The organism is Cobetia sp. 14N.309.X.WAT.E.A4 (assembly GCF_030397495.1).
Lineage (GTDB): Bacteria > Pseudomonadota > Gammaproteobacteria > Pseudomonadales > Halomonadaceae > Cobetia > Cobetia marina.
In genome coordinates, this window is record NZ_JAPNXT010000004.1 from 252,143 (window position 1) to 271,319 (window position 19,177).

A 19,177-nucleotide genomic window follows, 5' to 3' on the forward strand; every position below is an offset into this window, starting at 1 on the left:
GAGGCAGACCCCATCTTTCGCTCGCGGGAGTGATCCCTCCCCGCGCGCTTCTTCTCTTGTGGTGAATATTCATGCCGGCTGCTGCTGAAGCCTCACGAATGCAATCTCGCCGTCTGCGTCGCGATCGCCTGGCAAGCCTGTGGCTGACGGTTGCCGGTCTTGGCGTGATGGCGCTGGTGGTGGTGATGCTCGGCTATCTGATCAGCGTGTCATGGCCGCTGCTCAAACCGCCCGGCACGACGCCGAGCAGCTCGCAGGTACTGGAATCTCGAGCATTGGACACTCGCGCCGCGGACATGGACGAGTGGCGGATCGAGTGGCTGGCCGGCAACCGGTTGCAGCTGATCCAGCACACCGATGACGGTCTGCGTCGATCGAGTTCCCTCCAGGTACCCGAGGGACTGGATCATCGGCAGGCTCACCTCACGCAGAGCCGACAGCAGCTATGGCTGCGCATGCCCGATCGACAAGGTGATCGTCTGTGGCTGGCAAGACTGGCCTCGACCACGCCGCAAGGCAGCTGGCAGCAGCAATGGCTGCCCGGCCCGGCCAGCCTTTCGGCCCTGGAGGGGCAGTTGCTGGTCACGGCAGGGCCGCATGCCTTCACTCAATGGCAGTTGAACGATGCGTCCGCCGGCCAGGTACCTCTGGCCCGCAAGCTGGGCCGGCAGGAGCATGCTGCCCAGCCGATCACCGCCCTGAGTGTCCTGCGCGGCGGCAAGAGCCTGATCCTGGGGGATGCCGGCGGTGGACTGAGTCATTACCTGCTGCCCGCGCATGCCAGCCCGCTGATCAAGGCGGGAGACTTCGACAGTGGCCTGTCGGCCCCGGTGAGAACCATCGCCGCGGCACATCATGGGTTGGGCTTCGCGGCACTCGACGCGGATGGCCGGCTCGGGCTGTATCTCGCCACGGCCGAGCGTCGTCGGCAGCTGGTGGACTGGCTGTCACCCGCACAGGTGGCGGCAGGAGTCGAGTTGAGCTTCCAGCAGGAGGATCGTCGTCTGCTGGCACGGCCAACGTCCGTGGCAGGTGGTCTGGGGGCTCTTGAACAGGCCTATGCGGGTCTCGAGATCCGTGATCCGCATCAGGTCGTGGGGCTTGGCGCGATCTTCGGCAAGGTCTGGTATGAGGGGCGTGACGCACCGGCCTGGATCTGGCAGCTGGAGAGCACCGGTGCCCATGAACCCCGCCTGTCGCTGGTACCCATCATGTGGGGGACGCTCAAGGTCGCGCTGGTCGGCCTGCTGTTTGCCGTGCCGTTGGGACTGGGCTGTGCCATCCATGTGGCCTGTTTCATGGCCCCGCGCCAGCGGGCGCGCATCAAGCCGATGCTGGAGATGATGGAGGCCTTGCCCACGGTGGTGATCGGCTTCATCGCGGCGCTGGTGGTCGCGCCCTTCGTCGAGCGTGAATTGATGGCCGTGCTGCTGGGGCTGGTACTGATTCCGCTGGGCACCATGGTGGCCGGTTTCGTGTGGACCCTGTCGCCGCGCGCACTGCGCAGCCTGATGCCGGAAAACATGGCCGCCTTCGGGCTGTTGCCGCTGCTGATGCTGCTGCTGTGGCTGGATGTGACGCTGGCTCATCAACTGGAAGCCTGGTGGTTCGAGGGCGACATCCGTCAATGGCTGTTTGCCCATCACGGCATCGATTACGCCCAGCGCAATACCCTGGTGACCGGTATGGCGCTGGGGCTGGCGGTGATGCCGACACTCTTCACGCTCAGTGAGGATGCGCTGTCCTCAGTCCCTCGCGGACTGGCGGCGGGGTCCGCGGCACTGGGGGCGACGCCCTGGCAGAGTCTGCGCCGCGTGATCCTGCCGGCTGCCGCCGTCGGGCTGTTCTCCGCGATGATGATCGGCATGGGGCGCGCCGTGGGCGAGACGATGATCGTGTTGATGGTCGCCGGCAACACGCCGCTGGTGGATGCCAGCCTGTTCGAGGGAGTGCGCTCACTGGCGGCGACCCTGGCGATCGAGTTGCCGGAAGCCGAGGTCGGCAGCAGCCATTACCGCCTGCTGTTCCTTGCCGCGCTGGCCTTGTTCCTCTTCACCTTCGTGGTCAATACGCTGGCGGAAGTGCTGCGCCTGCGCTTCATGCCGCCGCAACGTGGAGGCTGGGGATGAGTCGTCCTGATGCGGTACCGCCGTCCTCGTTGCTCAGACCTCGTGAGCCTGTGACGGCGCGTCTGGCACGTTACTGGCGTGATGGTGGCCCCTGGGGCTGGCTGAATGCCATGGCGGTCAGTGTCTCGCTGGTACTGGTGCTGGGGCTGATCAGCCTGCTAGTGGTGGGCTCGCTCAGTCACTTCTGGCCCTCACGGCTGGTCGAGGTCGAACTCACCACCCAGCCGGGGCAGAGCGTCACGGCGCTCAAGACCACCCGTGGCGAGCCGGCGGCGGACAACCGTCACCTGCTGGGCGAATTGATGCATGAGGAGCTGCGTCCCTCGGCAGCGGACACCGGTGATCAGCAACGTGAGCGACAGTCGCAGCGCTGGTGGCTGCTGCAGACCTCCTCTCAGGATGGGGCCTCGGCGAGCTGGCAGTGGCTGCCGGATACCCTGATGGAGAATATCCGCTTTCCTCGCCAGGCACTGATGCTGGAAATGCGCGACGGGCGAGTGCTGTATGGCATGGCCAGAGCGCTGAGTGATCCGCTCACCGGTGAGCTGGATCATTCTCCGCAGCTCTCTTCCGACAGTGCGGTCCCGGGGGCACCGACTCCTTCACTGCACCAGAATGCCGAGGCACTGCATGCGCGGTTGGCGGCGCTTGAGGGGCAGCGCCGTCAGCTGGCGGCACTGCGCGCTGACAGCGAGGCCTTGAGTGCGCGCCTGCTGGCCTTGCAGCAGCAACTGTCCGCTCGACAAGGGCCTGTCACGACGCAGGACGAGGCGGATGCCTCCTTGATCGCGGAGCTCGAGACGACACGCGAGGCACTGATCACCCGTGAGGGGCAACTGCTGGCCCTCCGGGGAGCCCTGGACGCCGGCCAGCTGCTGCTCGGGGGCAATGGCGGTCATGAGGGGCGCATCGCGCTGAATGACATCCGTCATGTCTGGCAGCCGAATGCCATGGGCTTTGGCGGACGACTGTTGCTGACGCTGGAGCGCTTTCGCGACTTCGTCTCCGGCTCGCCCAATGAAGGCAGTGGCGGCATCTGGCCCGCCATCTTCGGTACCGTGCTGATGGTGGTGCTGATGGCGATTCTGGTGATGCCCTTCGGCGTGATGGCGGCCCTCTATCTGCACGAGGTCGCACATCAGGGGCGTCTCACGCGATTGACTCGCATCGCGCTGCGCAATCTCGCCGGCGTGCCTTCCATCGTCTATGGGGTCTTCGGGCTGGGGTTCTTCGTCTACGGGCTGGGGGCCGGCCTGGATGAACTGTTCTTTTCCGAGCGTCTGCCGACCCCCACCTTCGGCACCGGCGGATTGCTGTGGGCATCGCTGACGCTGGCGCTGCTGACGCTGCCGGTGGTGATCGTGGCCACGGAGGAGGGGCTGGCGCGGGTGCCGCATCGCCTGCGCGAAGGCGCGCTGGCACTGGGTGCCACGCGCTTCGAGACCCTCAGGCGCGTGGTGATACCCGCGGCATCTCCGGCCTTGATGACCGGGCTGATTCTGGCGGTGGCGCGTGCGGCAGGCGAGGTCGCGCCCTTGATGCTGGTCGGCGTGGTCAAGCTGGCGCCGGACCTGCCGCTGGATGACAGCTTCCCGTGGCTGCATCTGGATCGCAAGTTCATGCACCTCGGCCATCAGGTCTATGATCTGGCCTTCCAGAGCAGCGATGCCTTCAGCAGTCGCCCGCTGGTCTACGCGACCGCGCTGGTGCTGGTGGTCGTGATCCTGTGCCTCAATCTGAGTGCCATTCGCCTGCGTCACATGCTGGCACAACGTTACAAGGGAGCCACCGAATGAAGCGTGACTCTGCACGTGAGAGCGTCCAGTCGAGCTCGCAGCACCCCGAGGTCGTCAATCCGCAGGACACGTGCCTGGAAACCCGCCACCTGTGCCTCGATTATCAGGCGCAGGTGGGCAAGGAGCGCCACCGGCGGCGTGCGCTTGACGACATCAGCCTGCGCATCGCGCGCAAGCGCGTGACGGCTTTCATCGGCCCCTCGGGGTGTGGCAAGTCGAGCCTGCTGCGCACCTTCAATCGCATGACCGATCTCGATGAGCAGTCACGCCTGAGCGGCAAGGTCTGGTTGGAAGGCGAGGACATCCATGCCCGGGGCGTGGATGTCCCCATGCTGCGCCGGCGCGTCGGCATGGTGTTCCAGACGCCCAACCCCTTTCCGATGTCGGTCTACGAGAACGTGGCCTTCGGGCTGCGGCTGGTCGGCGAGAATGACAAGCGCCATCTGGATGACAAGGTCGAATCCTGTCTGCGGGCCGCGGCGCTGTGGGAGGAAGTGAAGGACCGGCTGTTCGACAGCGCGCTGGGGCTTTCCGGTGGCCAGCAGCAGCGCCTGGTGATCGCGCGCACGCTGGCGGTGGAGCCGGAAGTCCTGCTGCTGGATGAGCCAGCCTCGGCGCTGGATCCGATCTCGACGCTCAAGATCGAGGAGCTGATCCGCTCGCTGCGCTCACGCCTGACGTTGGTCATCGTCACCCACAACATGCAGCAGGCAGCACGTGTCTCGGATGCCACGGCCTTTCTGCATGAAGGGCAGCTGGTGGAATATGCCCCGACCGATCAGCTGTTCACCAACCCGCGTCGTCGCCAGACCGAGGACTACATCACCGGCCGTTTCGGGTGAGATCACCGAAGCGGCACTGCAGGTGGCTGACACGTGTCTCGCGCGGGACGTTGGCGGATGGGCCATCGCGTCGTCGATATGTCAGCGCGGCGCGAGATTCGATTGGCGTCCCGGCGCTCGAGTGAAATATAACTGCAATCAAGAGGCGTCATGCTAGGAGGGAGCCGCCTGCGCCAGACCCTGCTGCAGCGCATCTACATCAATGCCACATGTCAGAGACCGCCTGCCTCGGCGGATGACTTCCCGGGAGAGGGTAATGGATATCACCAGCGATTCGCACGGCAAGCACATATCCCAGCAGTTCAATCACGAGCTGGATGCGCTGAAGACACACCTGCTGGCCATGGGCGGTCTGGTGGAGAAGCAGCTGCAGGATGCCGTCACGGCCCTGCTGGAGGGTGACAGCGAGACGGCGACACGCGTGCGTGACAATGACAAGGCCGTCAACGACATGCAGCTGAAGATCGACGACGAGTGCACCCGCGTGCTGGCGCGCCGTCAGCCGGCGGCCTCCGATCTGCGTCTGGTGCTGGCCGTGATTCGCGCCACCTCCGATCTGGAGCGCATCGGTGACGAGTCCAGCAAGATCGCGCGCAATGCCATCTCGCTGGTCGAGAACGGCCAGAGCCCGCGTGGCATGGTCGAGGTTCGTCACCTCAGTCAGCATGTGCGCAGCATGGTGCGTGACTCGCTGACCGCCTTCGCCCGCTTCGACACGGATCTGGCGCTCAAGGTCCTGCGTGAGGACGCCTCGGTGGACCTGGAATACCAGAGCGCGATGCGTTCGCTGATGACCTTCATGATGGAAGACGCGCGCCAGATCACCCCGGTGCTCAACGTGATGTGGATTCTGCGTGCGCTGGAGCGTATCGGGGATCACGCCGATAACCTCGCCGAGTACGTCATCTTCCTGGTCAAGGGCGTGGACGTGCGTCACACCGACACCCATGACCTCCAGCCGCAGGATCTCGACAAGCCCTGACGCGCAGGCCCCTTCCCCGGGGCCTGACGCCTGTCTGCCGATGACGCCCCGCCTCTGTCCCGCCGACGGAGTGCGGGGCGTCTGCCATTCGATGCGCCGACAGCTGCGTGGGACGGGTGGTAGTGCTAGGGTGTGGCTCCGGCCGCCCGAGGGCAGCCGCCTTTCACGAAATGACGAGGACGTCGCATGATTGATGCCGTATCGGCGCTGGTCCGCGGGACCCGCATGGTCTATACCCCCGGGCTACGCCGTTTCGTGTTCGTACCACTGGCGATCAACCTGGTGCTCTACAGTGCCACGCTGTGGCTGTTGTTCAGCCAGTTCGAGGGCTGGATCGATTACTGGATGCTCAAGGTGCCCAGCTGGCTGGAATGGCTGAGCTGGTTGATCTGGCCGGTGCTGGTGCTGAGTCTGTTGCTGGCGGTGTTCTTCACCTTCAGCCTGGTGACCAATCTGATCGCGGCGCCGTTCTACGGCATTCTGGCCGAGAAGGTTGAGCATCGTCTGGATGGCACCCTGATCGAGGATGAGCGTGGCCTGGTGAAGATCGGGATCGACTCGCTGGGGCGCGAGATGGCCAAACTGGGTTACTTCATTCCCCGCATGATCGCGCTGTTCATTCTCGGCTTCATTCCGGGCCTGAATCTGCTCTCACCGCTGCTGTGGGGGCTGTTCTCAGCCTGGAGCATGGCGATCCAGTATCTGGACTATCCGATGGACAACCATCAGGTCAGCTTCGGTGACATGAAGCAGCGTCTCAAGGCGCGCTGGTGGCCGTCACTGACCTTCGGTGGTGCCGTGTTCGTGCTGACGCTGGTGCCCTTGGCCAACCTGCTGTTCATTCCCGGGGCCGTGGCGGGTGCCGTCCTGATGTGGCAGAGCCACTACCGACAGCTGCCTGCCCCGCGCCGCTGAGCCAGGCTTTATCGCGAGCGTTGACGAACGCAGATACCACGACGCCCCGCCGTGACCTCATGCAGAGGGCGCGGCGGGGCGTTCGTGTCAGTGGGGCTGCAACCGTCAGGCAGTCGTCGCGCAGCGACGCTCCGCCGGGAAATGACAACGGAAGCGTGCGCCCTCGCCGGGCAGGCTGTCGATCTCCAGGCGGCCCTGATGGCGGATCAGCACATGCTTGACGATGGCCAGTCCCAGCCCGGTGCCACCAGTGGCGGTGCTGCGTCCCTTGTCGATGCGATAGAAACGCTCCGTCAGGCGCGGTAGATGCACGGGATCAATGCCGTCACCGTCATCCTCCACCTCGACCATCACGCCCTCGCTGGTGCTCTGGCAGCGCAGCGTGATGTGGCAGTCTTCCGGCGTGTAACGCACCGCATTGAAGACCAGATTCGAGATCGCGCTTCTCAGCTCCTGCTCCTCACCCATCAGGGCCAGTCCGGGCTCGACCTCCACCGTGATGACATGCCGCTCCTTCGAGAGGCCTTCGGCATCTTCCCGGATACGTGTCAGCAGCTGTGCCATGTCGATGCGACGTCCTTCGCCCGACAGCTCGTCGGTCTCCAGGCGCGACAGGGTCAGCAGATCCTCGACGAGGTGCTGCATGCGGTCGGTCTGACTCTGCATCTGTCCCAGGCCACGCTGCCAGCGCGGGGGCAGGTCATCGGCATAGTCGGAATAGGTCTCGAGGTAGCCGGCCAGTACCGTCAGCGGCGTGCGCAGCTCATGGGAGACATTGGCCACGAAATCGCGGCGCATTTCCTCGAGACGGTAGAGGCGGGTGACATCACGCACCATCACCAGGCGCTCGTTGTCACCGAACAGGGTGATGGAGATCTGCAGGGTCAGGTTGTCGGAGAGCGGCGATTGCAGGGTCAGCGGCTCACGATAGGCCAGCCGATTGAAGTAATCGATGAACACGGGGTCACGCAGATAGTTGGTGACGTGCTGGCCGCGGTCGTGACTGGCCTTGAGGCCGATCAACTGCTCGGCAGCGCTGTTCCACCACTCCATGTCGCCGTGGTTGTCGAGCATCACCAGGCCATCGCGCATCGCTTCCGAGGATTCCTGGATGCGGTTGAGGATACTGCGCAGTCGCTCCTGCGCCTGACGCTGACCCTTCTGGTAGCGATACAGACGATCGAGCAGATCCCCCCAGACGCCATCGCCGGGCGGCGGCTCTTCATGGGGGTTGGTGATCAGCCAGGTGTAGAGGCTCTTGAGGTGCTTGAGATGGACGAACAGGTACAGCGCCAGCCCCAGCGCCAGGCCCCAGCCCAGCAGGCCGAGCAGTCCGCCGACCAGCCCGAAGCCGCCCGCCAGATAGCCCAGCCGCCATAGCTCGTTCGTCCAGTAGCGCATCCGCGTCTCAGGCCTGGGCGCTGAAGCGATAACCGGTACCGCGGACGGTCTGGATCAAGTGCTGATGCCCCTCGCCCAGCGCCTTGCGCAGACGACGAATGTGCACGTCCACGGTGCGCTCCTCGACATAGACATTGCCGCCCCAGACCTGATCCAGCAGCTGGCTGCGGGTGTAGGCGCGCTCCTGATGGGTCATGAAGAACTGCAGCAGGCGGTATTCGGTGGGGCCGACCTCCAGGGAGTTGCCGTGTGCGGTCACGCGGTGGCTGGCGGGGTCGAGCATCAGACCCTCGACTTCCACCGACTCCTCGACGCCCTTGGGCGTGGTGCGGCGCAGCACGGCCTTGAGGCGTGCCACCAGCTCGCGTGGCGAGAAGGGCTTGGTGATGTAATCGTCCGCCCCGGCCTCGAGCCCCTGGATCTTGTTGTCTTCCTCGCCCTTGGCGGTGAGCAGGATGATCGGCAGCTCCGCCGTGGTCTCGTCACGCTTGAGGCGGCGCGCCAGTTCCAGCCCGCTGGTGCCGGGCATCATCCAGTCCAGCAACAGCAGATCGGGCTTTTCATCGACGACGATGGCGTGGGCGTCCTGGGCATTGTCGGCCTCCAGCACGCGGTAATCCGCCATTTCCAGGGCGACGGCGATCATCTCGCGTATCGAGGATTCGTCGTCGACAATCAGTACGGTCTTGGAGCTCATCGCTAGATCCCATGCAGCAGTCGGCGCACGCGCCAGAATGACAAGTCGATGACGATTACAACCTGCTTATATGACAGTGAGATGACAATGGCCAGCTTGGCAGCTTGCCGCCCGGCTTGCCAGCGAGTCCCTCAACTCTCGCGAGGTGTGAATGTCACGCCTCGCCGCACGAGGAAGGTCGCTGGCAGACCGGATGAGGACTCGGGCCCGTTGGCCGGAAAGAGGGGTCAGGCAGCTGGCCAGGTCGCCAGCGCGATGCCCGCGAAGATCAGCAGGCCGGACCAGTGGTTGTTGAGAAATGCCTGGAAGCAGGGGCCACGCTCCCGCTCGCGAATCAGGCGCTGCTGCCAGACGAAGGTCACGGCCGCCGCGGCCAGCCCCAGCCAGTAGAAGATGCCCAGCGCCAGGTGCAGGCCGATGCCGATCAACACCGCCAGCATGCCCAGCTGCAGCAGACCGATCATCAGCGTGTCGGCGCGGCCGAACAGCACGGCGGTGGACTTGATGCCGACCTTGAGATCGTCATTGCGATCGACCATCGCATAGGCGGTGTCGTAGGCCACCGTCCACATCAGGTTGGCCGCGAACAGCCACCAGCCATAGGTCGGCACCTCCTCAAGCGTCGCCGCGAAGGCCATCGGAATCGCCCAGCCGAAGGCGGCGCCCAGCACCACCTGCGGCAGATGATGGAAGCGCTTCATGAACGGATAGCTGGCCGCCAGCAGCACGGCGACGATCGACAGCAGCACCGTGGTCAGGTTGGTGAAGCACACCAGCACGAAGGCGGCCGCGACCAGCACACCGAACAGGGTCAGCGCCTCGCGCTCCGTGATGCGTCCTGAGGTCAGCGGGCGATCCCGGGTGCGTTCGACATGCTTGTCCCAGTGGCGATCCGCGTAGTCGTTGATCACGCAGCCGGCGGCACGCATCAGATAGACACCAGCCACGAAGATCAGCAGCGTATCGCGGTCCGGTAGCCCATCGGCCGCCAGCCACAGGGCCCAGAGGGTCGGCCACATCAGCAGCCAGGTGCCGATGGGGCGGTCCAGACGAGTCAGGGCGAGGTAATCGGCCAGTTTGGACGGGCGGGAAGCGGATGACGCTGACATCAGGACTCCTGATCGAACGGCAGTGGGGAATCAGAGTTCCAGGGCGTGCTGGAACCGAGGGGTGAAACCTTCCTGGACCAGTACCCGGAAGCGACCATGCGAGAACATCGAGCGGCGCATCCACAGGCTGGCGGTGCGTGCCAGCGGCTGCGTGCTGGCAAGCCTCAGTGGCGCCCGGCTGACATCGATGGCGCTGCGGGTCAGGTCAGGCTGGCGGAACAGCCAATGGCCCAGCGAGCCTTCGCCGAGCGTCGAAAGACGGTGGCCATGGGCCAGGTCCAGCGCCGCCAGCGAGCGCGCGATCACCCAGGGCTCATCGCCATGACACAGGGCCACTTCGCGCCGCCAGACATGGCGTCGTGGCGCGATACCCAGCATCCGCGCCTCATCCCGCCGGGCAGGGCCGGTGTCCTGCAGCAGCAGGCGCACGCGCAGCCCCTGACCATCGAGCATGCGCATGGCGTGATCGAGACGCTGGGTCAGCGAGTCGCTGGAGGACAGCCATGGCCACCAGCCGGCCGGCATGACGCCTTGCAGGCTCGCGGCGGGCTGCCAGTGGCGGCGGACCGCCGAGTCCATCGCTCTCTGGTGAGCGCAGGGAGTGCTGAGTTCCGAGCGAGACATGGCCCGGATGGCGATCTTGCCGGCAAACGCTGCCGAGTGGGAGTGACAGACCACGATGAATTCCCTGTCAGGATGACAAGTGGCGAGTCTAGCACGCCCGAACCGCAAGGCCTGCAGCGTGAGCATGCCCGCGCCAGTGGCAGGCTGGTATGCTGGGGCCCGACTACCCTCTTTTCCTCTCGGATCGATCTCAGGAGATGGCGCCATGCGCGACCCTCGTACCCTTGTCATCATCGGCACCGGCATGGCCGGCATTGGCCTGGCGCGTGCCCTGCGTGCGCGTGACAAGGACAGTCGACTGATCCTGGTCAGTCAGGACAGTGGCCACGATTACGCCAAGCCTCTGCTGTCCACCGCCTTTGCCAAGGGCATGAGCGCCCGGGCATTGGCACGGCAGACCTCCGTGGCCCTGGTGGATGAACTGGACGCCGAGCTGCGCACCCATCAGCGAGTGACGAGCATCGATACCCACGCGCGACAGGTCTGGCTGGGCGAGGAATGCCTGGCCTATGACGAGCTGGTGCTGGCACTCGGTGCCGCGCCACGGCGACCCTTCCCCATCGATGACTCGGTCGGCTCGCGCGTGATGAGCATCAATGATCTCGATGACTATGCCGCCTTCAGCGCCACGCTGACGGCAGCGCGTGAGGCGGGGGAGAGTGGCCGTGTCGTGATCGTCGGTGCCGGTCTGGTGGGGTGTGAATACGCCAATGACCTGAAAGCCGCAGGACATGAGGTCACCCTGGTCGCGGCGGAAGACACTCCGCTGGATGGCTTGCTTCCCCAGGCGCTCGGCCAGCGACTTGGCAAGGCCTTCGATGCCATCGGCGTGCGTCGGCTGCAAGGCGAGATGGTCGAGACCATCACCGCCGGCAAGGCAACGCAGGCGCCCGTCAGCGTGGTGCTGCAGAGTGGTCATGCGGTGGAGGGCTCGCTGGTGCTGCTGGCCACGGGGCTCGCGCCACGCATCAAGCTGGCACAGGGCGCGGGGTTGAGTGCTGGTGGGGACGGCATCCGCGTCGATCGCCACCTTGCCACCTCCCGGCCGCATGTCTGGGCGCTGGGAGACTGCGCCAGTGTCGAAGGGGTCAATGCCATGTACGTGCAGCCCCTGCAGGCCGCGGCTCGGGTGCTGGCCGCCAATCTGTGCGGCGAGGCGGTCGAGCTCGACTGGAAGGCCTGGCCCGTGCTGGTCAAGACACCGGCGCTGCCCATCGTGGCCTACCCGCCTCGGACGGCCGTGGCGCGCTGGGACATCACGGGCGAGGGAGATGATCTCGATGCACGCGCTCTCGATGCGAACGAACGCTTGATTGGATATGCGTTGACAGGCGCCTCCGTTCGCAGGAAAGTCGAGCTGGCGCGGCAGGCGCCGCCGTTGCTAGGCTAGGCGATGCCATGGCCGATGGTCGCAGACCCCTTGAAGCCAGCGTAGTCAGGCACGATAGTGAAGTTTCCGTCACAGAGCGTCAGGCGAGAATCAGGGACGACGTGTTACCGGTGACGTTCACCCCGTGAAAGGGGGACCCGGTATCGCATCGCCCAAGCGCCATGCAATGCCAGCAAGTGCAGCAACATCCGTGCAAGAACAACATCCGTGCAAGAACAACAATGAATCGGCGGCTGAGCCGCCCGTGCAGAATGCCAAACCAGGAGGGCTTTTCATGCGCAAGCCAGAACTCGCTGCGGCCATCGCCGAGCGTGCGGATCTGTCCAAGGACAAGGCTAGTCAGGTGTTGAACGTGATTCTCGACGAGATCACCCACACGGTCGCCAAGGGCAACGATGTTTCATTGATTGGTTTTGGCTCCTTCACGGTGCGTCAGCGTGCAGCGCGTACCGGCAAGAACCCCCAGACAGGCAAACCCCTGACCATCCCGGCCAGCAAGACAGTGGCCTTCAAGCCGGGCAAGTCATTGAAGGATGCGGTGACCAAGTAAGTCTGGTCCACGCCGCCGCGCCCCTGCTGGCGTGGCGGCCCGCCATGCTTGCCCGATGTCAGTATCGATGCCACCGGCTCCGCCACTCGGGCCCGGTGGCATTTTGTCATGGACGGTATCGATGGCTGTTCGCGGCTGACCGCTTGACCGTGCCGCCTCTCAAGGAAGGATTGACGCCATGAAGCTCAAGTTGCTGTTGTGGGTACTGGGCCTGCTGCTCAAGCGTGCCTTCCGGCGCGACCCCGAATTTCGCGCTCAGCTCGAGACGCGTTCGCTGGATTGGGGCGTTGCCACGGAGGATCTGAGCATCGCGCGTCATTATCGGATGTCTCGGGAAGGTGTGACCTCCGGCACCGGTCTGCCGGTGGATACGGAGCTTGAGCTGCGCTTCGCGGATGCTGAGAGTGCGGTGGCCTTCCTGCTCAAGCCGTCTCCCAAGGCCTTCTTGAATGGCATGATGGAGCAGCGCGTGCGTCTGGTCGGGGATTCCGCCCAGCTCAATCGTCTGCAGTCATTGCTCAAGCGGATTCGCTGAACCGACGGCCATGCCGTTGTGACCGAAAAAAACGCCCCGCTGATCTGCTCAGCGGGGCGTTTTTCGTGAGGGCACGCAAGGTGTCATAGCAGATGCTTGAGGCCCGGAATGCCCTCGATGACCTGGTCGACCACACCATCGCCGGCTTGCTCGCGCGCATAGCTCAGCGTCTCATCGGCCACGCCACGTGCCTGATCCATGTTCAGGTCCAGTCCCATCAGCTTCTGGCCCAGCTCCAGTGCTCCCCCTCCGCTGCCTCCGGTGAATGCACTGACCGCCCCCATCAGGCCGCCCATGAGGCCACCGCCCCCGGACTCGGCGGCTTCCTCGCCAGCGCTGCCGATCAACCCTTCGGCGCCCGGAATGGCCCCCAGCAGTGATGCCGCCGGCCCATCCGGGCCCTGTTCACGCACGAACTTGAGAATGAGGCCGACCGCCTGTTCGGCAATCTCCGGTGACAGCCCGAGGGCGCCAGTGACACGTTCGATGAGTGGGTGCATCGGTATTCTCCATGAAATCCGGGGTAGGCATGAGTGGGTAGCATGAGTGGGTAGAGTGGCACGGACGGAGAGTTTGGCGCCTGAAGCGCTTGCCAACGCTTGTGTGAGCCGGAGCTATCGGACACGGCAGAACAGGGTGGTATGCTAGCGGCATAAATCTAAAGTCTAATGCGCTGCTCGCGCCCTGGTCACGGAACACTTCATGACACGCTCCCTGCAACACTCGCTCATCCACTCCCTGCGTCGACTGTGGACGCTGGATGCCTTCAGCTATTCGCTGCGCATGCTCATCGCGCTGGGCGGTGTGATGGCGGTAGGGTTCTGGCTGGACGAGATGGCGCTGGTGATCCCGCTGTTTCTCGGCGTGATTGCCTCGGGACTGGCGGAAACGGATGACCATTGGCGCGGGCGACTGCGCGCGCTGGGCATGACACTGGCCTGCTTCAGCATCGCCGCCGTCTCGGTGGAACTGCTGTTCGGCATGCCGTTGCCCTTCGTGATCGGCCTGGCGCTGGCCACCTTCACTCTGCCGATGCTGGCGGCGATCGATGCCCGCTACGGGGCCATCGCCCGCGCCTCGCTGATTCTGGCCGTGTACACCATGATCAGTCTCGAGCAGCAGCATGGCGATGGGCAGATCGCGCTGCTGGAACGCAGCCTGCCCGAGTGGCTGCGTGAGCCGGGACTGGGCATCAATCTGGTCCAGCCGTTGCTGCTGGTGATCGGCGCGACCTGGTATGGCCTGCTGTCGGTACTGTGGTGCGCGCTGTTCTCGCGTCAGCCGCTCAAGCACAGCATGGCGACCCTCTACCGTGAACTGGGCCGCTATCTGATTCTCAAGGCTCAGCTGTTCGAGCCACTGCGCAACGTGGATCGCTCGGCGCGTCGTCTGGCGCTGGCGGAGCAGAATGGTCGCGTGGTCGTGGCGCTCAACCAGACCAAGGAGATGGTCTTCCGGCGTCTCGCCGGGCGGCGCGACACCAGCAAGCTGGATCGCTACCTGCGGCTCTACTTCATCGCCCAGGACCTTCATGAGCGGGCCAGTTCGAGCCATTACCCCTATGGCCAGCTCAGTGATGCCTTCTTCCATCACGATATCCTGTTCCGCTGTCAGCGCCTGCTGGAGCAGCAGGGCGGCGCCTGCAAGGGGCTGGGCCGGGCGCTGCTGATGCGTCAGCCCTTCGAGGCCAGTGACAGCCAGCAGGCGCTGGAAGACCTCAACGCCTCGCTCGAGTATCTCAAGCAGCAGCATCGGCCTGAATGGCGTCATCTGATGCAGGCGCTGGAGGCGCTGGCGGGCAACCTGCGATTGATCGAAGGGCAGATCGAGCGACTCGGCGATCTGGAAGCCAGCAGCAGTGAAAGCGACAACAGCCTGCTGGATCGCTCGCCTCACGGCACGCGGGACATGCTCGAGCGCATTCGCAGCCATCTGACCCCGCGCTCACCTATCTTCCGTCACTCGCTGCGCCTGACCGCGACCCTGGTGGCCGGCTATGGCGTGCTGCTGGCGGTCCACCCGACCCAGGGCTACTGGATTCTGCTGACGGGGCTGTTCGTCTGCCGGCCCAGCTTCGGCGATACCCGGCGCACCCTGGCTCAGCGCATCGTCGGTACCTTGATCGGTCTGCTGGCCGGCTGGGCGCTGATCAGCCTGTTCCCGGCCCCCACCCTCCAGGCCGGCATCGCCGTGGTCGCGGGGGTGCTGTTCTTCGCCACGCGCGGGTCACGCTACACCCTGGCGACGGCGGCCATCACCCTGATGGTGCTGGCCTGCTTCAACCAGGTCGGTGATGGCTTCGATCTCATCTGGCCGCGACTGTTCGATACGCTGGTCGGTGGCCTGCTGGCGGGGCTTTCCGTGGTGTTGATCCTGCCGGACTGGCAGGGCCGCAAGCTCTATCGTCAGGCCGGTGTCAGCCTCAAGACCAGCGGGCGCTATCTGGGGGAGGTGCTGTCCCAGTATCGTCACGGCAAGCGCGATGACCTGGCCTACCGCCTGGCGCGGCGCAATGCCCACAATGCCGACGCCGCCTTCTCGAGCCTGCTGGCGACGGCGCGCAAGGAGCCGGGCCATTTCCGGCGTGACGTGGAACCGGGCTTCGGCTTCCTGCTCCATGCCCATACCGCGCTGGGGTATCTGTCGGCATTGGCGGCGCATCGTGGCGAACTGGAATCCACCTCGTCCGTCAGCAGCGGCATCGAGACGCTGTTGCGCCATGGCGAGCGTCTGAGTCAGCAGCTGACGACATTGGGAGAGCAGCTGGAGGCGGGCGGCGAGATCACCCTCACGCTGGAAAGCGATCATGAGATCGCGGCGCTGGAGGCCGAGATCGAGCAGGTCGAGTCCACCACCGGGCGCCTGGCGCTGTCACAGCTGATTCTGGTGCTGCGGCTGTTGCAGCCGCTGGAAAGTGCCGGCACCCAGCTGATCAAGGCCAGCCGCGCCAGCTGAGGGCTGGCGCGGCTGGCAAGTGGCCAAGTGAACGAGTGACCAGGTGAACGAGTGCGTTGGGGGACAGGTGGGCAGGGCGCTCAGACGGCGCCGTATTGGCCAGCCGCCTCCCCCAGCCAGCGGCGGATCAGGGGCTCCGCGGCCTGGGGGGCCTCAGTGAGAATGGCGTCGGCCAGGGTGGTAGTCGGGGCGATCAGGTCACTGTCACGCTCGAGATCGGCGATCTTCATCCCCGCCAGTCCCGTCTGACGCGTGCCCAGCACTTCGCCGGGCCCGCGCAGCTCCAGGTCCTTCTCGGCGATCTTGAAGCCGTCGGTGGTCTCGCGCATCACCGCCAGGCGTTGCCTGGAGTGCTGAGAGAGCGGCGGATGATAGAGCAGCACGCAGAAGCTCTCGGTGCTGCCACGCCCGACACGCCCGCGTAGCTGGTGCAGCTGCGACAGGCCGAGACGCTCGGGGTTGTCGATCACCATCAGGCTGGCATTCGGCACATCGACCCCGACCTCGATCACCGTGGTGGCCACCAGCAGGTCATGTTCGCCTTCCTTGAACGCCGCCATCACCTCGGCCTTCTCGGCCGCCTTCATGCGGCCGTGCACCAGACCGATGGACAGCTCCGGCAACGCCTCGGTCAGCTCGTCACGCGTCACCTCGGCGGCCTGACAGGTCATCACCTCGGATTCCTCGATCAGCGTGCATACCCAATAGGCCTGACGACCCTCGGCGCAGGCGGCGCGAATGCGCTCGACCACCTCGGGGCGCCGCGGGTCGGCCACTGCCACGGTCTGCACCGGGGTACGTCCCGGGGGAAGCTCGTCGATCACCGAGAGATCGAGATCCGCGTAGGCGCTCATCGCCAGAGTGCGCGGGATCGGCGTGGCGGTCATGATCAGCTGATGGGGGGTCAGGCCGCCGGCCTCGCCCTTCTCGCGCAAGGCGAGGCGCTGATGCACGCCGAAGCGATGCTGCTCATCGACGATCGCCAGCCCCAGGCGCTGGAAGGTCACGTCGGCCTGGAACAGCGCGTGAGTCCCGACCACCATGCGTGCCCGGCCATCGGCGATGGCCGCCTTGGCATCCAGCCGCGCCTTGCCCTTGAGCTTGCCGGCCAGCCACGCGACCTCGATGCCCAGCGGCTCCAGCCATTCGCGGAAGTTGCGATAGTGCTGCTCGGCGAGGATCTCGGTGGGGGCCATCAAGGCGGCCTGACAGCCGCCACCGATGGCGATCAGGGCCGCCATTGCCGCCACCACCGTCTTGCCCGAGCCCACGTCGCCCTGCACCAGGCGCAGCATCGGCACTTCGCGCGCCAGGTCACGGCGTACCTCATCCAGCACACGGCGCTGGGCGCCGGTCAGCGAGAAGGGCAACTGGGCAAGAAAGCGGGTGCTCAGGCCACCGCTGGCGCTCAACGAGGGGGCGCCATCCTGCTGGATGCGCGCTCGCACCTGCCGCAGGCTCAGCTGATGGGCGAGCAGTTCTTCCTGGGCGAGACGCCGCTGACTGGGATGCACGCCGTCGCTCATCTGATCGACGGGCGCATCCGGCGGCGGCTCATGCAGGAAACGCAGGCACTCGATCACACCGGGCAGGCGAAAGCGTGCGCGCAGGGCCTCGGGGATCAGGTCCGGCAGCTCATGGGGCGTCTCCTCGAGCTGCTTGAGGGCCTGGCCGATCAAGCCGCGCAGGCGCGCCTGATTGAGTCCTTCGGTGGCCGGATAGATGGGGGTGAGGTGGTCTTCCACCGGGGCCGCGCCCTGACCGAGCAGACGGTATTCCGGATGATAGATCTCGAGACCGGTGGCCCCGGCACGCGCCTCGCCGAAGCAGCGCACGCTGTGGCCACGCTGGAACTGCTGTTGCTGGGCGGGAGAGAAGTGGAAGAAGCGCAGACTGAGGATGCCGCTGCCATCGCGCAGGCGCACCAGCAGGCTGCGCCGGCGACCCTTGACGATGTCGCAGGCCGTCACCTCGCCTTCCACCACGGCCTCCATGCCGCTCTTGAGCGTGCCGATGGGGGTGACGCGAGTCCTGTCCTGATAACGCAGCGGCAGGTGGAAGAGCAGGTCCGCCACGCGCTCCAGTCCCAGCCGCGACAGCTTCTCGCTCAGCGCGGGGCCGACCCCGCTCAGGCTGTCCAGCGGTTGCGCCAGCGCGCCGGTGGCAAAGACACCGGCGCTGGCGGGCCCGGCAGATGAGGCGTCCGTGCCCGCCCTGCTCATGCCGGTTCGTGGCTCTGGGAAGCGGAACCCTGCATGCCGTTCTCGTTGCTCTGGCGGGCGCGGGTCGAGCACTCGGCGATCGCCTGGCTGATCACGTCAATCGCCTTGGGGCGCGGGAAGCTGGCACGCCATGCCAGGGCCACGCTGCGGCTGGGGGCGGGGTCCTTGAAGGGACGTGTCTCGAGCACGCCGCTCTCGTAATGGCCGGTACCGGTGGCCGAGTAGGGCAGCACGGTGATACCGAGGCCTGAGGCGACCATGTGACGAATGGTCTCCAGCGAGCCCCCCTCGGCGATCAGGGTATTCTCGGGGTTGTTGATCTGATGGCCGATGGCCGGACACGCCTCGAGAATCTGATCACGGAAGCAGTGGCCCTCGCCCAGCATCAGCAGACGCTCATTGATCAATTGCTCCTTGGCGATGCTGTCCTGTTCGAGCAGCGCGTGACCCGACGGCAACAGCACCTCGAAGGGTTCTTCGTAGAGCGTCTTGGTCAGCACGTCGGTTTCGGTGAAGGGCAGCGCCACGATGATGATGTCCAGCTCACCGTTTCTGAGCTTGCGGCGCAGATCGCCGGTCATGCCTTCCTCGATGTAGAGCGGCATCTTCGGCGCACGCCGCGTCAGTTCCGGCACCAGATGCGGAAACAGGTAAGGTCCAATGGTATAGATGGCGCCGATGCGCAACGGGCTGGAGAGCTGATCCTTGCCGGCATTGGCCAGCTCCTTGATCACGCTGGACTGTTCCAGCACGCGCTGGGCCTGCTGAACGATCTTCTCGCCGAGCGGTGTGACCTGTACGGTGGACTTGGAACGCTCGAACAGTGCGACTCCCAGCTCCTCTTCCAGCTTCTTGACGGCCACCGACAGGGTCGGCTGCGAGACGAAGCAGCGCTCTGCGGCGCGTCCGAAATGACGCTCCTGGGCCAAGGTTACGATGTAGCGGAGTTCTGTTAGAGTCATGATTCCTGCCCGGAACTGGCATCCTGGGATGCGGTGGGTACCGATTCGTTTTACCAAGGAGCACGGCA

General features: G+C 65.3%; 16 protein-coding genes. 9 read left to right on the top strand and 7 right to left on the bottom strand.

Annotation, left to right across the window (positions count from 1 at the left end):
* Positions 1-98: 98 nt before the first annotated feature.
* The 5 genes from OW493_RS08050 (at position 99) to cysZ (ending at position 6,664) form a co-directional block, all read left to right on the top strand.
* A complete protein-coding gene (locus OW493_RS08050) occupies positions 99-2,129 on the top strand; it encodes an ABC transporter permease subunit (protein ID WP_289863800.1) in 2,031 nt (676 codons plus the stop codon).
* Positions 2,126-3,925 carry a phosphate ABC transporter permease PstA gene (gene pstA, locus OW493_RS08055; protein WP_084207710.1) on the top strand — a complete coding sequence of 600 codons (1,800 nt, stop codon included), beginning with the start codon at positions 2,126-2,128 and terminating at the stop codon, positions 3,923-3,925. The genes OW493_RS08050 and pstA overlap by 4 nt, the downstream gene beginning before the upstream one ends.
* On the top strand, positions 3,922-4,767 hold the full coding sequence (gene pstB, locus OW493_RS08060) for a phosphate ABC transporter ATP-binding protein PstB (RefSeq protein WP_077379842.1): 846 nt from the start codon (positions 3,922-3,924) through the stop codon (positions 4,765-4,767). The genes pstA and pstB overlap by 4 nt, the downstream gene beginning before the upstream one ends.
* 256 nt (positions 4,768-5,023) lie before the next feature.
* The gene (gene phoU, locus OW493_RS08065) at positions 5,024-5,749 is read left to right on the top strand and encodes a phosphate signaling complex protein PhoU (protein WP_077379844.1); all 726 of its coding nucleotides are present in this window, start codon (positions 5,024-5,026) and stop codon (positions 5,747-5,749) included.
* A gap of 186 nt (positions 5,750-5,935) precedes the next feature.
* Entirely contained in the window at positions 5,936-6,664 is a 729-nt protein-coding gene (cysZ, locus tag OW493_RS08070; protein ID WP_084207711.1) for a sulfate transporter CysZ, read from the top strand.
* A 105-nt stretch (positions 6,665-6,769) separates the two neighbouring features.
* On the opposite strand, the gene phoR is transcribed toward cysZ, so the two are convergent.
* From phoR to OW493_RS08090, 4 genes are all read right to left on the bottom strand, one after another.
* Entirely contained in the window at positions 6,770-8,065 is a 1,296-nt protein-coding gene (phoR, locus tag OW493_RS08075; protein ID WP_136939518.1) for a phosphate regulon sensor histidine kinase PhoR, read from the bottom strand.
* 7 nt (positions 8,066-8,072) lie between these two features.
* Positions 8,073-8,762, bottom strand: a complete 690-nt coding sequence (phoB, locus tag OW493_RS08080) for a phosphate regulon transcriptional regulator PhoB (protein WP_077379851.1) — start codon at positions 8,760-8,762, stop codon at positions 8,073-8,075.
* 227 nt (positions 8,763-8,989) lie between these two features.
* Positions 8,990-9,871: a 4-hydroxybenzoate octaprenyltransferase gene (gene ubiA, locus OW493_RS08085; RefSeq protein WP_084207713.1), complete on the bottom strand. Its 882-nt coding sequence runs from the start codon at positions 9,869-9,871 to the stop codon at positions 8,990-8,992.
* Between the two features lie 30 nt (positions 9,872-9,901).
* Positions 9,902-10,549 (bottom strand): chorismate lyase, encoded by a 648-nt coding sequence (locus OW493_RS08090; RefSeq protein ID WP_240704350.1) that lies wholly within the window; start codon positions 10,547-10,549, stop codon positions 9,902-9,904.
* A 151-nt stretch (positions 10,550-10,700) separates the two neighbouring features.
* On the opposite strand from OW493_RS08090, the gene OW493_RS08095 reads away from it, so the two are divergent.
* From OW493_RS08095 to OW493_RS08105, 3 genes are all read left to right on the top strand, one after another.
* Positions 10,701-11,885: an FAD-dependent oxidoreductase gene (locus OW493_RS08095; protein ID WP_191236405.1), complete on the top strand. Its 1,185-nt coding sequence runs from the start codon at positions 10,701-10,703 to the stop codon at positions 11,883-11,885.
* Between the two features lie 274 nt (positions 11,886-12,159).
* Positions 12,160-12,435 carry an HU family DNA-binding protein gene (locus tag OW493_RS08100; RefSeq protein ID WP_024952843.1) on the top strand — a complete coding sequence of 92 codons (276 nt, stop codon included), beginning with the start codon at positions 12,160-12,162 and terminating at the stop codon, positions 12,433-12,435.
* Between the two features lie 178 nt (positions 12,436-12,613).
* Positions 12,614-12,970 carry a hypothetical protein gene (locus OW493_RS08105; RefSeq protein WP_077379860.1) on the top strand — a complete coding sequence of 119 codons (357 nt, stop codon included), beginning with the start codon at positions 12,614-12,616 and terminating at the stop codon, positions 12,968-12,970.
* Positions 12,971-13,053: 83 nt separating this feature from the next.
* Here OW493_RS08105 and OW493_RS08110 read toward each other — a convergent pair whose 3' ends face one another.
* Positions 13,054-13,470, bottom strand: a complete 417-nt coding sequence (locus OW493_RS08110) for a DUF2780 domain-containing protein (protein ID WP_077379862.1) — start codon at positions 13,468-13,470, stop codon at positions 13,054-13,056.
* Between the two features lie 202 nt (positions 13,471-13,672).
* On the opposite strand from OW493_RS08110, the gene yccS reads away from it, so the two are divergent.
* Positions 13,673-15,925 carry a YccS family putative transporter gene (yccS, locus tag OW493_RS08115; protein WP_289863803.1) on the top strand — a complete coding sequence of 751 codons (2,253 nt, stop codon included), beginning with the start codon at positions 13,673-13,675 and terminating at the stop codon, positions 15,923-15,925.
* An 80-nt stretch (positions 15,926-16,005) separates the two neighbouring features.
* On the opposite strand, the gene recG is transcribed toward yccS, so the two are convergent.
* Both recG and OW493_RS08125 read right to left on the bottom strand, forming a co-directional pair.
* On the bottom strand, positions 16,006-18,147 hold the full coding sequence (recG, locus tag OW493_RS08120) for an ATP-dependent DNA helicase RecG (protein ID WP_077379866.1): 2,142 nt from the start codon (positions 18,145-18,147) through the stop codon (positions 16,006-16,008).
* Entirely contained in the window at positions 18,144-19,109 is a 966-nt protein-coding gene (locus tag OW493_RS08125; RefSeq protein WP_077379868.1) for a hydrogen peroxide-inducible genes activator, read from the bottom strand. Before OW493_RS08125 ends, recG begins: the two co-directional genes overlap by 4 nt.
* Positions 19,110-19,177 lie beyond the last annotated feature (68 nt).

Coding starts and splice junctions, on each gene's coding strand:
- pstB (WP_077379842.1), top strand. CDS start 3,922: ATGAAGCGTGACTCTGCACGTGAGAGCGTCCAGTCGAGCTCGCAGCAC.
- recG (WP_077379866.1), bottom strand. CDS start 18,147: ATGAGCAGGGCGGGCACGGACGCCTCATCTGCCGGGCCCGCCAGCGCC.
- yccS (WP_289863803.1), top strand. CDS start 13,673: ATGACACGCTCCCTGCAACACTCGCTCATCCACTCCCTGCGTCGACTG.
- ubiA (WP_084207713.1), bottom strand. CDS start 9,871: ATGTCAGCGTCATCCGCTTCCCGCCCGTCCAAACTGGCCGATTACCTC.
- pstA (WP_084207710.1), top strand. CDS start 2,126: ATGAGTCGTCCTGATGCGGTACCGCCGTCCTCGTTGCTCAGACCTCGT.
- phoB (WP_077379851.1), bottom strand. CDS start 8,762: ATGAGCTCCAAGACCGTACTGATTGTCGACGACGAATCCTCGATACGC.
- OW493_RS08105 (WP_077379860.1), top strand. CDS start 12,614: ATGAAGCTCAAGTTGCTGTTGTGGGTACTGGGCCTGCTGCTCAAGCGT.
- OW493_RS08110 (WP_077379862.1), bottom strand. CDS start 13,470: ATGCACCCACTCATCGAACGTGTCACTGGCGCCCTCGGGCTGTCACCG.
- OW493_RS08095 (WP_191236405.1), top strand. CDS start 10,701: ATGCGCGACCCTCGTACCCTTGTCATCATCGGCACCGGCATGGCCGGC.
- OW493_RS08125 (WP_077379868.1), bottom strand. CDS start 19,109: ATGACTCTAACAGAACTCCGCTACATCGTAACCTTGGCCCAGGAGCGT.
- OW493_RS08050 (WP_289863800.1), top strand. CDS start 99: ATGCAATCTCGCCGTCTGCGTCGCGATCGCCTGGCAAGCCTGTGGCTG.
- cysZ (WP_084207711.1), top strand. CDS start 5,936: ATGATTGATGCCGTATCGGCGCTGGTCCGCGGGACCCGCATGGTCTAT.
- phoU (WP_077379844.1), top strand. CDS start 5,024: ATGGATATCACCAGCGATTCGCACGGCAAGCACATATCCCAGCAGTTC.
- phoR (WP_136939518.1), bottom strand. CDS start 8,065: ATGCGCTACTGGACGAACGAGCTATGGCGGCTGGGCTATCTGGCGGGC.
- OW493_RS08100 (WP_024952843.1), top strand. CDS start 12,160: ATGCGCAAGCCAGAACTCGCTGCGGCCATCGCCGAGCGTGCGGATCTG.